Source organism: Anabaena catenula FACHB-362 (genome assembly GCF_014698735.1).
Lineage (GTDB): Bacteria > Cyanobacteriota > Cyanobacteriia > Cyanobacteriales > Nostocaceae > Anabaena > Anabaena variabilis_A.
On sequence record NZ_JACJTQ010000004.1, the window covers coordinates 1 to 13,914 of the forward strand.

The 13,914-nt window shown below is 41.0% G+C and carries 10 protein-coding genes; 4 read left to right on the forward strand and 6 right to left on the reverse strand.

What is annotated here, in order from left to right; all coding sequences use genetic code 11:
* Nucleotides 1–64 precede the first annotated feature (64 nt).
* Nucleotides 65–835 (reverse strand): hypothetical protein, encoded by a 771-nt coding sequence (locus H6G68_RS04250; protein ID WP_190905513.1) that lies wholly within the window; start codon nucleotides 833–835, stop codon nucleotides 65–67.
* 315 nt (nucleotides 836–1,150) lie between these two features.
* Here H6G68_RS04250 and H6G68_RS04255 point away from each other — a divergent pair, with 315 nt between their 5' ends.
* Nucleotides 1,151–1,966 (forward strand): radical SAM protein, encoded by an 816-nt coding sequence (locus H6G68_RS04255; RefSeq protein ID WP_190905514.1) that lies wholly within the window; start codon nucleotides 1,151–1,153, stop codon nucleotides 1,964–1,966.
* 145 nt (nucleotides 1,967–2,111) lie between these two features.
* Nucleotides 2,112–2,735 (forward strand): 4Fe-4S single cluster domain-containing protein, encoded by a 624-nt coding sequence (locus H6G68_RS04260; protein ID WP_190905515.1) that lies wholly within the window; start codon nucleotides 2,112–2,114, stop codon nucleotides 2,733–2,735.
* 141 nt (nucleotides 2,736–2,876) lie between these two features.
* Here the strand turns inward: H6G68_RS04260 and H6G68_RS04265 are convergent, their stop codons facing one another.
* The 5 genes from H6G68_RS04265 to H6G68_RS04285 form a co-directional block, all read right to left on the reverse strand.
* The gene (locus H6G68_RS04265; protein WP_190905516.1) at nucleotides 2,877–4,148 is read right to left on the reverse strand and encodes a dihydroorotase; all 1,272 of its coding nucleotides are present in this window, start codon (nucleotides 4,146–4,148) and stop codon (nucleotides 2,877–2,879) included.
* A 166-nt stretch (nucleotides 4,149–4,314) separates the two neighbouring features.
* The gene (locus H6G68_RS04270; protein WP_190905517.1) at nucleotides 4,315–5,658 is read right to left on the reverse strand and encodes a histidine phosphatase family protein; all 1,344 of its coding nucleotides are present in this window, start codon (nucleotides 5,656–5,658) and stop codon (nucleotides 4,315–4,317) included.
* Between the two features lie 176 nt (nucleotides 5,659–5,834).
* Nucleotides 5,835–6,194, reverse strand: coding sequence for a hypothetical protein (locus tag H6G68_RS04275; RefSeq protein WP_190905518.1), 360 nt, complete (start codon nucleotides 6,192–6,194; stop codon nucleotides 5,835–5,837).
* 473 nt (nucleotides 6,195–6,667) lie between these two features.
* The gene (locus H6G68_RS04280) at nucleotides 6,668–7,888 is read right to left on the reverse strand and encodes a DUF790 family protein (protein WP_190905519.1); all 1,221 of its coding nucleotides are present in this window, start codon (nucleotides 7,886–7,888) and stop codon (nucleotides 6,668–6,670) included.
* Nucleotides 7,818–9,512, reverse strand: a complete 1,695-nt coding sequence (locus H6G68_RS04285; protein WP_190905520.1) for a DEAD/DEAH box helicase family protein — start codon at nucleotides 9,510–9,512, stop codon at nucleotides 7,818–7,820. Before H6G68_RS04285 ends, H6G68_RS04280 begins: the two co-directional genes overlap by 71 nt.
* 53 nt (nucleotides 9,513–9,565) lie before the next feature.
* Between H6G68_RS04285 and H6G68_RS04290 the strand changes: the two genes are divergently transcribed.
* A complete protein-coding gene (locus H6G68_RS04290) occupies nucleotides 9,566–10,867 on the forward strand; it encodes an adenylate/guanylate cyclase domain-containing protein (RefSeq protein ID WP_190905521.1) in 1,302 nt (433 codons plus the stop codon).
* Between the two features lie 335 nt (nucleotides 10,868–11,202).
* Complete coding sequence (locus H6G68_RS04295; protein WP_199332494.1) at nucleotides 11,203–13,890, forward strand: hybrid sensor histidine kinase/response regulator; 2,688 nt, start codon at nucleotides 11,203–11,205, stop codon at nucleotides 13,888–13,890.
* The last annotated feature ends 24 nt before the right edge of the window (nucleotides 13,891–13,914 follow it).

Below are 13,914 nucleotides of genomic sequence, written 5' to 3' on the forward strand. Positions count from 1 at the left end.
GGAATCTGTTTACTTCTGTTATCCGTGAGCATATTTTTGCCAACATTGGCAAGGATGCCATTATTTAGAATACATAGATGATCTTTTTTGTCAATGCGTAAGTCCTATGTTTAACAAATTTCCAGGTTCCGCTATTACTATCTCTATCTGAACCGGCAGCCGTTGAGACACACAGCAGATTCTCAGAACAGCCTCTTCCCCTGGTATCCAAATAACCTCCTTGCCAATTACCGTAACCATTCAAAATATGAACAGGTTGATCTTCACTTATGGAACCTGAAGACTTGAATTTAGGAATTATTTTCCATGTGCCGCTACCACTATCTCTGTTGGTGCTGTTGGCTGTGGATACGCACAGCAGATTCTCAGAACAGCCTCTTCCCCTCGTATCTAAGTAACCACCATTACCTTGAGCATATTGATTCTGAAAATAAACATCATCAAGGGATTTAACTGCTCCTTTTTTTCCAGTCTTTGAGAGGATTTTCCATGTACCGCTACCATTATCTCTGTTAGGGCTGTTAGCTGTGGAGACACACAGCATATTTTCAGAACAGTTTCTTCCTCTGGTGTCCAAATAACCTCCTTGCCAATTATCGTAACCATTAACGATCTTGTATGTTTCTCCATACCTGAGTTTTGCTGTATGTGCTTCGCTGGAATTAGTATTGGTAAAGCTGAATATGCTAGTTGCTAATAATAAGAAAGCGCCCATTGTTGCTTTTATCAACTTAGGTTTCTTCATCAGAAATTGCTCCTTCATAATTTTGCCATTTAATCTGTTATTTGCTGGCGATACACTAGCGGAATCTGTTTTGTTAGTTTGAGATGTCATTTTAGTTATTTCCTAATTTGCGGTATTTGAACTGTTCTATTTATCTACACGTTCATCCTGCGGTTTTTATGCACAGGTCAAGTTTTAGCTTTCTAGTGACAATGCTTATTAGCATTACCTATTGGGCTTCTTGCTGAGTTACACGTTTGACTTTTGAGGCTTATGCAGTTTTGACGGGACAAATCCCCAAATTTTTTTTATTCCCAAGTCCCCTACCTCACGACTTCCTCACAAACTAGCTCTAAATTCTAGATAAATTCAGCTATTGGGCTGATCTCGAAAGGTTGCAGACTAGGCTTAAGTGATGAGGTCGTTATGAGTCAATCGCCAATACCGGAAAAACTAGAATATCCCTCAGTATATGGCCCGGTAAATTCTTGGCGATTTGGGCAATCGCTGGGTATCGATCCTATTGGGATCATATCTACCTGTTCTTTTAACTGTGTCTATTGTCAGTTAGGGAATATTCAGCAAAAGACAACTCAACGGCGAATTTTTGTCCCTACTAGCCAAATTATCTCTGATTTGCAAAGGTTTGTACGGAGAGAAGTGCCAATAGATGTAGTCACTATTAGTGGTAGTGGTGAACCCACCCTAGCGCTGAATTTAGGGGAAATTCTGGCAGCGACAAAAGAAATCATCAAACAACCAAAAGTGGTATTAGCCAATAGCACTTTGCTAGGTGATAAATCAGTTCGGGACGCTTTAGCACTAGCAGATATTGTTGCCGTTAAACTGGATGCGGTTTCGTCAAATCAACTACGGCAGATTAATCAGCCATTAGATACGATTGATTTACCAGATATCCTCAAGGGAATTGAACAATTTAGACAGGAATATCAGGGATGTATGGCAATACAAACCATGATTTTGTCTTCTTGGACGGCAGAAATACAAGCACATTACATACACTTGATTAAGCGTCTCCAACCTGATGAAATTCAACTTAACATTCCTTACCGTTCCCGCATCTTAGTTGATCAGTTAGAATCCAGAGATGATGAGATTGTCGAATCTCGCTCTTATAGCTGTCAAAATCTCAAATGTATCAGCGCTGAAGAACTCAGTGCTTTGGCTCAAAAAATTTATAATGTTACTAAAATTCCTGTGCGTTACGCCCCAACTTCGTAATTCGTAATTCGTAAACAGGGAATTCTTAATTTTCCTCGCGTCCCCGCGTCCCCCCATCTCCGTGTCTCCGCGTCCTCATCTCCCCGCGTCTCCCCTGTCACCTGTACTATCTAACTTCAATATTCTGCAATTAAGGAGTTAAGACATGGAACCTAAGTCAATGGACTTATTATTAGCACTCAAGGAAATTCCCGCTGGCTATCTCAACATTATGGGTTATGTTGATAAGTCAGAAGTCAACGGACCTGGTAGTCGTGCTGTGGTTTGGGTGCAAGGTTGTCCCCGTGAGTGTGCTGGTTGCTTTAATCCCAATTCTTGGACATTTGAGATTAATCAGCTAGTTGCTATTGATACCCTGGCAGCAGATATTATCAAAAATCCCCATAACACAGGTGTAACTTTTTCAGGTGGTGAACCATTTTGGCAAGCATCCGCATTAGCTAATTTAGCGCGTCAGGTGAAAGCCGCAGGATTAAATGTGATGTCTTTTACCGGGTTCACCCTCAAGCAACTACAATCTGAATCTGCACCTCCCGGTTCCCAAGAATTGTTAGCAGAATTAGATATTTTAATTGACGGGCCTTTTATCCAATCTCAAGCAATTAATTCTCCTACGTCTCCTGTTGCTTCTAGAAATCAACAGGTTCATATCTTCAACCCTGAATTTAAAGACCAAATTAGCTGGGCCAGTGACCAAATAGAAGTTCACGTTCTCAAAGATGGCGATCGCATTGTCACTGGTTATCAAGGTTGGTTAGAACTAACTTAGGGCAAGGGTGCAGGGGAGACACGGGGACGCGGAGATGGGGAGACGCGGGGACGCGAGGAAAATTAAGAGTTCCCTGTTAAGAGTTCCCTGTTTACGAATTACGTATCCCTAGCGGGACCGTAGGCACTATTACGAATTACCTTAGCACCACGTCTGTAAAACGCGACCTTTGATTTCTTGCCCAAACCAAGGTGTATTATTAGATAGTGTATGCAAATTTTCTCTGTTGACTTTCCAGGTTTGCTGAGGATCAAATAATGTTAATTCGGCTTTTTCACCAGATTTAATAGCTTTCAGTTCTTGCTGTAAACAGGCCGCTGGCTTGTTACTTAAAACCTGCCATAATTCTAAAGCTGTAAATTCCCCAGTTTCAACGAGATTTTGCCACAGTAAGGGCAATGCTAATTCTAAACCTATTGCCCCTGGTGGTGATTCCGCAAAGGCTTGGACTTTTTCTTCGTAGGTATAAGCTGCATGATCAATAGCGATCGCATCTATGACTCCTCCACGCACTCCCCCACGCAACGCCACTACATCACTGGGATTTCCTAAAGGTGGGTCTAAATGCAAGGATGTGTGATAACTCTTAATATCTCTAGTATCAAGTAACAAATGCATCCAAGTGGTGCTGGCTGTAACTGGTAAACCTTGAAATTTTGCAGTCGCAATCAGTTCCACACTCCGCGCTGTAGAAACCCGCATAATATGTACAGGTGTACGAATCGCGGCGACTAATTCCAACAAAGCTGCGATCGCAGTTGTTTCCGCACTAGCTGGAACAGGAGGTAAACCCACACGGAAAGCTTCCGCACCTTCCCGCATCATCCCATTTGCGGATAAATAGCGATCGCATGGACAAAACGCCACAGGTTTACCAAAAGGTTGGAGATATTCCAACACCCGTCGTACCAGTCCCAAATTTTCCCAAGGTTTACCATCCGTAAAACCCACAACTCCCGCAGTAGCTAAATCGGCAAATTCCGTCAACTGCTTACCAGCTAAATCGAGAGTTATTGCACCCCAAACTTGAAGATGGGGAGAAGAAGAATCTAAACCCTCGTCTAACTTAATCTGCTTCTGTAATTGAGCCACCAAAGCCGGGTTATCAATAGCTGGCAATGTATCTGGTAAAACACTCACTCTCGTAAAACCACCAGCAGATGCAGCTTGCAAAAAAGAAACCAGAGTTTCTCTCTCTTCAAACCCAGGTTCACCAGAATGGCTATATAAATCTACTAAACCATTACCCAGAACTAACCCCCGACAATCTCTAATAACAGTATCGGGACTGATATCAGCAATTTGTGGAGCTATTGCTTGGATATAACCATCAGCAATTAACACATCAGCTATTTGATCAGTTCCCGAAACTGGGTCGATTACCCTTACTTGTTGCAACAGTTCAGTTGTCATGTGCTATTAGCTTTTACCTATGAGTGCTTCAGCTGTGTGTCTATTTTATTTGTTCAATATGCAAATTTTAGATTTCGGATTTGAGATGAATGGAAAAATCTCATCATCTAAAATTCAATAAACGACAGCCGATAGCATAGCGTGGCCTCAGCCCTACAATGAACCCCTACAATGCTCCAGCAGCCGTTTTATCCAGTACACCGCCACTTAAGTGACTGGTGATATTCATAGCTTCCAAAACTGGTAAACCATTTGCTCCTTCGGGGTAGTCAATCACACTAACTGCGCCATTTCCCTGGCGGAAATTCCAGAAATTTTCTGGTGATAAACCAAGAATATGACAAAGTAAGGTTTTATTAGTAGCGTCGTGGGCTACCACCAAACCGATTTTGAGTTGATTTACCTCAGCGGCTGCTAATATTAAACGCCAAGCAGCAACACTACGTTCCCGTACCTGTTGCAAATTTTCTCCTTCTGGCATTTGTACCTCTGCTGGTAATGTGCGCCAGCGTTCTAACTCTCCGGGAAACTCTTGCTCTATTTCTTTTTCAAATTTTCCTTCCCAGAGTCCGTGACTAATTTCCCTTAAACCTTCAAGTAGTTCTAACTTGACACCAGGATGCTGCTTAAGGATAATTTCAGCTGTTTCTTTCGGACGCGCCATTGTGCTGCTAAAAGCAAAATCAATTTTTACATCTTTGAGAAATTCTCCAGCTTTTGCAGCTTGTTGTCTCCCATTATCGTTGAGAGGAACATCAATTTGACCTTGAAACTGGCCTTGGCGATTCCATTCAGTTTCGCCGTGACGTACTAATAATAATCGGAATCCTTGATGATTCGGTCGCAAAGTGGGTAGAGTATCTCCCAAATGTTGCGTCTGATTCATTGATTCTAGTTGCACTGGTTCACCCAAACCGCCACTAAAATTCAAGATGCTAATACCGCAGTTAGATTGCTGTATTCCATGATAGCCACTGGGGGGAATTCCCAAAGCTGTACTAATCAGCGCGCGATTAATACCATTATGTCCAACGATGAGAATATTTTCGCCTTGATGACGAGATAAAATTTCTTGCCAAAACTGCTGTGCTTGCTCGTACAAAGCCAGAACGGGAAAATGTTCTCGTGTCCCCTGTGCTTCATGGATCATCATCCGCAGTTCGTGGGGGCGTTTTTTCCAAATGCTATAGTCTTCAGGAAACTTTTCTTTAACATCACTACTCAGCATTTCTGCCCACAAAGGCAAATCAACTTCTAGTAATTCTTCAGAAACTTGGATTTGGGCAGACTGTTCAACCAATTCACTGCGAATAATCTCTGCGGTAGTTTTGGCACGGTTGAGGGGACTGCAATAAATTGCCTGAAATGAAATGTTACTGAGGGCTTTACCTGCTTGACTAGCGTCGTTACGACCTTTTTGGGTTAGTCTTGACGCATCAGTCCGCCCTTGGATGCGTTTCTCAGTATTGTAGGTACTCTGACCATGACGCACAATGATGACACGAGTCATCTTTTTCCCCTCCTCTATCTAAAGGACTAATTTTACTGCATAATGTTGTCCTAAATATTGCAAAAATTAAATCATCGTTCCATACAGTAATATCGTGTTCGATTAAAGACTTATAATTGGGTCTGACACGGAGAGGTTTGTTTATAAGTAATTAAGCGAACATAATACTACTTAGATTATTGATCATCACTCACATCTAACTGCACTTGTAAACCATCATTACCATTAATAGTTTGATTTGCTGGTTGCAGAAAAATCGCATTACTAGGTATTGATATTGACTCACTCAGCGGTAATTCTTCGTAAATGAGGTTTTGCTGACTCCGATTGTTAGATGTATTTCCGGGATTTTGTTGGTTAAAAAATTTATCGAAGTCATTTTGAGCGCTGCGATAATCAATATTAACTAGAGACTCACCACTTAAAGTAAAACTTCCTGGTTGAGGCTGTGCTAAATTCGACTGTGCATACACCGTGCTATCTACGCTGAAAAGAGCGGATATAATTCCTAATGTAATAGTAATTTTTGCTGGCATGGATTTTATCCAATTCTTTATTAAGAGGATGTAAATTTCCCTGATCAGAAAGATATTCTTACTGCTGATGATTATAAATCACGCTTTAGATAGATTTGTATTGACATACACATATTTTTATTAACTATTATTAATTATATTTAAAATACTATTACTGCTTTCATTTACATACAGCAGATTTCAGGTAAGTGAAGTACAAAATTTAATAACAAAGCCATATAAAAAGGTAAGAATTCAGGAGTCAGGAGTCAGGAGTCAGGAGACGCTACGCAGACCTATGGCTTACGCCACGCTGCGCTATCGGTTCAGAATGCTTATGAAATGAAGAATAGAGAGAAGTGAGATTTTATCAAAATCATCAAAGTTGACTAAAAAAGCCTTTATTCTCCTGACTTGGAGTATTCTCTATCCTGAATACTTACATAAAAAGAAAGTTTCAACCCTATTCACTATTCCCTGTTCCCTGCTGTAATTTATTCTTCATTAATCACAGCTAACACAGATTTTGGTAATAACTTTTCTTTAAACCAAATAATTTTCGCAGGTACATCATCTAATTTAACACCGGCTTTTTCTAAATTTAATCTTTCCGAAATTGCCAAAATCAAATTATCACAATTTGCGCGCCGCACCTGAGAAAACTTCTTTTGTAAATATTCTGGTCGCCAATAACCGACAATTTCTAATAAAAAGCTACGTCCATCAGGATGTACTAGACGAAAATCGGGAATCATCACACTTCCAGGAATAGGAATTAAATCAACTTCTCGCTCTAAAATCCAACCACTTTTCAACCCATCCCATTTATCAGCGAAAGATTGTTCCAACATACTATCATAAGGCTTACCAGGTGGATAATGAGAGACTAAACCACATTCAGAATTGAGAGTAAACCTGCCGATTTTCCATTCATTTGTATAAAAATCTCGTGTTTGTAAAGTTGCAGCTAAACTCCATTTAGTCACATGAAGTAAAGCCGGAATCATTTTAGCTATTGATAAACCATAACGAGTACTAGGAGTAAATAAACTTGTTGGGCCATCAATGCTAATTGTAAACCCATGATCAGCATCACCTTCAATATAAGCCATTAATTGAAACAACTTCAAATAACGAAATAACAACTTATATTCTCCTGGGACATTGCGATGAGCATTTAACACCAACTGACTGGCTTTATAAAAAACACCTTGTACCTGAGATAAATTATAGCGATGTAATAAATCTTCTGGTTTTGGCGCATCAAAAGCAGTTAAGATTTTATTTTCAGACAAATCAGCATAAAGTCCATCACGTACCTGAATAGGTAAAACTTCCTGCTTTAATTCCTGACTTAATTCATCAGCAACTTTGTTTAAAGTAACTTCCGTTGCTTCCCGACTAGGAAAAGATTTTGCAGCCAAAGAAAAAACTCGTTCCCTTAACATGGGTGGTTCCAGAGGACTAACAACTTCAAAAGTGCAAAAACTGCTTTTGAGAATATAAGCCAAACCGCGCTTCATCCTATAATCAGTCGTATCACCTTCAAAATCCGTCAATTGACGCTCAAGCAACCCTTGAGTTTTCCCCACTGCTTCCTGAAAAAAATTAATTAAATCATTCCCCAAAGCCAAATGCTTCTGATCAAGTTTCAGTCTTTTCGGGATAATTTCCTCCCCGTTTTGACGATGAATCAATAACTCCGTTGGTAACATCTTTCTTCTCAGTTGAATAATTAATTTCTAACTGTTCAGCCGCCTTCAAATCCCTTTCCTTCCCACCCCCATAAACAACCTTTAAATTCCCTTTCCTCTCCTTCTTCTCTTTGTTATCTTTGTTATCTTTGTTATCTTTGTTATCTTTCTTCATCTCCTCCTCTCCGCGTCCCCGCGTCCCCGCATCCCCGCATCCCTTCATTTCTTCCTTCTCTTTCTTTCCTTCGCTTACTTCGCGTCTTTGCGGTTCATTACCTCTTTCCCCTCGTCTTCTAGCCGAAGTTCCCTCCTCACTAGTATCTTCAGCCACGACTTCATATAAAATCGCCTGCTTATTTTCAATATTTCCCTTACGTAAAACCCTACCCAAACGCTGAATATACTCCCTCGCAGAACCGGTTCCCGACAAAATAATTGCTATCGAAGCCGCCGGAACATCAACCCCCTCATTTAACACATGAGAAGCCACCAAAGTATTATATTCACCCTCCTTAAACTTAGTTAAAATTTCATGCCTTTCTTTCACAGGAGTTTGATGAGTAATCGCCGGAATTAACAAATCTTGAGAAATGCGATAAACCGTAGCATTATCAGCAGTAAAAATCAAAATACGGGCGGGGAAATGTTCAGCTAATAAATCAGACAGAATTCTTAATTTACCATCAGTCCCCAGAGCGATTTCTTTTGCTTGACGATGTGCTAACATTGCCCTGCGGCCGATTTGCGATCGCGCACTCATTTGGACAAAAGTCTGCCAACCTTGCAAACTTCCCAAAGAAATCCGCGATTGTTTCAAAAAATCATTGCGGGTTTGAATTAACTGATTGTATCTTTCCCGCTCAAGTTGAGATAACTTCACCTTAATTTGCACAATTTGATGTTCTGCTAAAGCCTTACCCGCCAAGTCTTCAGCACGTTTGCGATAGACTTCTCTGCCAATGAGAATGTTTAAATCAGCGTGTTTGCCATCGGTGCGTTCTGGTGTAGCAGAGAGTCCTAGCCGATAGGGTGCGATCGCATATTCAGCAATTACCCGATTAAAATCTGTTGGTAAATGGTGGCATTCATCAAAGATAATCAAAGCATATTTGTTACCCAAACTTTCCGCATGAATGGCAGCACTATCATAAGTAGCAACCAAAATCGGTGTTTTATCCCGTGAACCACCTCCCAGCAACCCCAATTCAGCATCAGGAAAGGCCGCCGTTAGATGTGCATACCACTGATGCATCAAATCCAAAGTCGGCACCACAATCAACGTCGTGCGCGGTGTCGCTTGCATCGCCATTTGTGCCAAATAAGTCTTACCCGCCGCCGTGGGCAGCACCACCACTCCCTGTCTTCCCGCTAGTTTCCAAGCTGCTAAAGCCTCACTCTGATGGGGATAGGGTGTCATTTCTAAACTGGGAACCAACTCTAGTGGATAAAATCCCTTGGCCTCATCGATAAAGTTGGTTTCATCCGCTTGCAATGCCTCGACTACACAACGATATTTGATTGCCGGAATGCGAAATTTTTCAATTCTATCATCCCATGTAGCATAATCTATCCAAGCTTTGCTGCGCGGTGGAGGGTGTAAAATTAACGTGCCACGATCAAAAGTTAAAGTGGGGTTGCGACCCATTTAGGTTTTCTCCCTACTCATTGACATTTAACTACTAATAACCCAAAAAGCGCATGATTCCCAAAAGAGATTTTGGCAAAACCCACCTAGACGCACTCTTTACCCCAGAGATATCCGACTGGCAGATAGATGTAAACTTTGTTGAATCTTACAGAGAACAGCGACAGCGCTTCATGATCAAACGTTTGCAATTGCAAACAAAAATCATGTTACTTGTTGGCTTAACCCTAATGGCATATTTTCTTTGGGTAAATAACCAACCAGGAGAGAAAATACTGGCCTTGAAAATTGGGTTGTTAACTGAATTTTTTATTTTTATTTGTTGGTGTTTATGCCGAACATCTCTGGGTCGTCGTTACCCACACTTAATCCTTTTGAGTTTATGCTGGTCTGTAACTTGCGCCGTACAAATTGATACGGCTTTATTATTGAATTATGTAGAGCCGTTCACTAATATTTGGAACCTGATGTTTCTCACCCAAGCAACTATGGTTCCCGTGATGTGGAGGATACATTTAATCTCCCAAATCGGCACAACTATCTGCTATTTGACATTATATTTTTTGTACAATCCTCAATTCAAGCAACCTTTATATTTTTATATTGAGCAGGGATTATATTTATTTTGGACAGGTTTAATTTGTGTATTTTCTGTTTATTTATATGAAAATCTCAGAAAAAAAGAATTTCGAGCCAGGCAAGAACTAGAAATAGCCCAACAACAGTCAGAAAAACTAATTTTAAATATCTTACCACGGGTGATTGCGGAACAATTAAAACAGGAACATACTACTATTGCAGATAGCTTTCTGGAAGTGACGGTTTTATTTGCTGATATTGTGGGATTTACCGAGCTTTCTAGTCACACCCCGCCGCCACAATTAGTGGAATTATTAAACACAATATTCTGTTTATTTGATGAGTTAGCAGAACTGCATGGAGTAGAAAAAATCAAGACAATTGGCGATGCTTATATGGCAGTTGCTGGTTTACCAAATCACCGTAGCGACCATGCCATAGCCATAGCAAATATGGCGCTAGATATGCAACAGGCTGTAACTCAATTTAACCAAGAACAAAATCAATCATTTCGGATTCGCATAGGTATTAGTACAGGGCCAGTAGTAGCAGGGGTAATTGGTTTAAAGAAATTTGCCTATGACCTTTGGGGAGATACTGTGAATACTGCGAGTAGAATGGAATCACATGGCATAGCGGGTAGTATCCAGGTTTGTGAAGCTAGTTATCATCTCTTAAAAGACCAGTATTTATTGGAAAAACGCGGTTTAATTAAAGTCAAAGGTAAAGGGGAAATGATTACATATTTACTACAAGGAATCAAGGTTAAAAATTAACAAATTCTGTGGGTTTAAATAAAGAGCAACTAACAAAGGGTAAGTATGTTAGGCGGAGACTAAACCTATGTTACAAAACTTAATTACGAATTATTTTAACTTTTTTTACTGGATATTTATTTACGCCGTGTTGTACTAAGATGAATCAAAAGGATGTATCCTTACATATTTCAGGACAAACTTTCGCACATAATTTTACTACTTTAGATAGATTCATCGTCAGCAACTGTTGTTCTGTTATTTGCCTGTTGCATAATAGGGCTTGAGCTATTACTGTGTCTAGCTACATTTGGAGACAAATCTCATTAGCTCTCTGCACCAAAGGAGAAGCCACATTGAAAGGAAAATCTTTCTTTCTATCAAACTATGCTGTAGCATTTGCATCTGTTGGTATTGCTTGTGTACTAACACTCATGCTACAGCCATTGTTAACGCCAACTATTTTTATGCTATTTTTTGCTGCCGTAGCATTTAGTAGCTGGTATGGTGGAATCAACTCAGGGTTATTGACTACGACTTTGTCTAGTTTAGCTGTTAGCTACTTTTTTTTGGCTCCAGTATTTTCGCTCTATATTGATGATACAGAAAGCAGAATTCGCCTAATTTTATTTATCTCAGTAGCAATATTTATCTCCTGGATGAACTCTGAGCTACGTAGTGCTAAAAAGCGTCTAGAAATAACTGTAAAACAGTTAGCAGAGAGTGAGTCTAAGTTCAGACGCTTGAAAACTTCTAACATCATCGGGGTAATTTTAGCCGATATGAACGGCAGGATTTTAGAAGCAAATGAAGCCTTTTTAAATATTGTGGATTATACACAAGAGGATTTAGTAACAGGAAAATTAAGGTGCAGAGAAATAACACCTCCAGAATATTGGGAACAAAGCGATCGCATGGCGCTACAAATCAAGACCACAGGGGTATGTCAACCTTTTGAGAAACAATATATCCGCAAAAATGGTAGTCGCGTTAGCATTTTATTAGGTTTAGCTGCATTAGAAAATAATTCAGAGCAAGTAATCGGTTTTGTTGTAGATTTGAGCGAACGCAAACAAATAGAAGAGTCCCTGCGCCAACGGGAAGAACAACTACGCCTGATTACAAATACTTTACCCGTGCAAATTGCTTATGTTGATGCTCAACAGCATTATCGCTTTAATAATAAAAGATATGAAGAATGGTTTGATATTTCTACCTCGCAAATGTATGGCAAGCACCTCAAAGAAATCCTCGGTGAGTCTGTTTATCAGTCCATCTCTCCTTATATAGAAACAGTATTGTCAGGAGAGCAAGTAACCTACGAAACTCAACTACACAAAAAAGATGGCACGAACCATCATAAAAGTGTTACTTACGTGCCTCAATTCAATCAGCAGGGTAACGTCGTAGAAGGATTTGTCGCCCTCATTAGAGACATTACAGAACAAAAGCAAGCAGAAGTGGCTCTGAAGCAAAGCGAAGAACGGTTTCGCCAACTCACAGAAAAAGCGCGTGTAATTCCTTGGGAAGCAGATCCAAATACGGGGAATTTTACCTATGTTGGCCCCCAAACTGAAGAGATTCTCGGCTATCCTTTAACTGATTGGTATAAAGAAAATTTTTGGGCAGAACATATCCACCCAGAAGATCAGGAGTGGGCAGTCCAATATTGCCTTAACTCTTCGCTGACACTGGATAATTACGAATTTGAATATAGAATGTTGGCCGCTGATGGCAGAATAGTGTGGTTGTATGACATTGTTAATGTCCTGCGGGATGAAAACAGACCTCAGCTACTGCATGGATTCATGATTGACATTACCGAGCGCAAGCTGGCAGAGCAAGAACGGGAAAAATTACTAGAACGTGAACAAGCAGCAAGGGCTGAAGCAGAAGCCGTAAACCGAATCAAAGATGAGTTTTTAGCAACACTTTCCCATGAACTCCGCACCCCTCTCAATGCCATGCTGGGTTGGACTCAGCTACTCAGGAGCCGCAAATTTGACGAAAATACTACCGCTAGGGCATTGGAAACCATCGATCGCAATAGCCGCGCCCTAGCACAGTTAATAGAAGATGTTTTGGATGTTTCGCGGATTATTCGTGGCAAACTCCGGCTCAATCTCCGTCCTGTGGAGCTTGTACCCTTGCTGGAAGCGGCTATTGACACCGTGCGTCCAGCTGCGGACGCGAAAGAAATTAGCCTCAATTTTCAATCCGACTCAGCGGTAGGGATAGTCATGGGCGATGCCAACCGCTTGCAACAAATAGTATGGAATTTGCTCTCCAACGCTGTCAAGTTCACACCCAAAAGAGGCAGAGTGGAGGTACAACTAGAGCGCATTAATTCCCGCGTGCAAATCCGAGTTAGTGATACTGGCAGCGGCATTGATCCTGACTTTCTGCCTCATGTATTTGAGCGCTTCCGTCAAGCAGATAGCTCAACTACGCGATCGCATGGTGGATTAGGATTAGGTTTAGCGATCGTCCGTCACTTGGTAGAACTCCACGGTGGCACAGTTTCAGTAATCAGCCAAGGTATTCAACAGGGGGCGACATTTATTGTCAATCTACCCATGAAAGTCGTCTCCATCAACTACGATACAGCACAGCCAAAGTTATCTATTGATCCGGATGCTTCTACTAATCAGCAGTTGTCTATCCTGGAAGGTTTACGGGTGCTGCTAGTTGATGATGAAGCAGACGCGCGTCACTTGCTCACCACCATTTTGGGAGAATATGGCGCTCAAGTTATGGCAGTTGCTTCAGCTATGGAAGCCATCAGTGCGTTACGAAAATTCCATCCAGATATATTAGTCAGTGATATTGGGATGCCCCAAGAAGACGGCTACACACTAATTCGGCAAATTAGAACCCTTTCCGTTGAAGAAGGAGGACGGATTCCCGCAGTAGCGCTGACAGCCTACGCGAGGACAGAAGATCGCACTCAAGCTTTGTTAGCTGGGTTTCAGTTACATATTCCCAAGCCTGTAAATCCAGCTGAGTTAGCAGTCGTCGTTGCTAATTTGGCGGGAAGAACCTAAATCTGAGTACCGGGTACCGAGTAC

Bases quoted from the DNA above. Each gene is read 5' to 3' on its own strand.
- H6G68_RS04250 (WP_190905513.1), bottom strand. From the start codon at position 835: ATGACATCTCAAACTAACAAAACAGATTCCGCTAGTGTATCGCCAGCA.
- H6G68_RS04255 (WP_190905514.1), top strand. From the start codon at position 1,151: ATGAGTCAATCGCCAATACCGGAAAAACTAGAATATCCCTCAGTATAT.
- H6G68_RS04260 (WP_190905515.1), top strand. From the start codon at position 2,112: ATGGAACCTAAGTCAATGGACTTATTATTAGCACTCAAGGAAATTCCC.
- H6G68_RS04265 (WP_190905516.1), bottom strand. From the start codon at position 4,148: ATGACAACTGAACTGTTGCAACAAGTAAGGGTAATCGACCCAGTTTCG.
- H6G68_RS04270 (WP_190905517.1), bottom strand. From the start codon at position 5,658: ATGACTCGTGTCATCATTGTGCGTCATGGTCAGAGTACCTACAATACT.
- H6G68_RS04275 (WP_190905518.1), bottom strand. From the start codon at position 6,194: ATGCCAGCAAAAATTACTATTACATTAGGAATTATATCCGCTCTTTTC.
- H6G68_RS04280 (WP_190905519.1), bottom strand. From the start codon at position 7,888: ATGTTACCAACGGAGTTATTGATTCATCGTCAAAACGGGGAGGAAATT.
- H6G68_RS04285 (WP_190905520.1), bottom strand. From the start codon at position 9,512: ATGGGTCGCAACCCCACTTTAACTTTTGATCGTGGCACGTTAATTTTA.
- H6G68_RS04290 (WP_190905521.1), top strand. From the start codon at position 9,566: ATGATTCCCAAAAGAGATTTTGGCAAAACCCACCTAGACGCACTCTTT.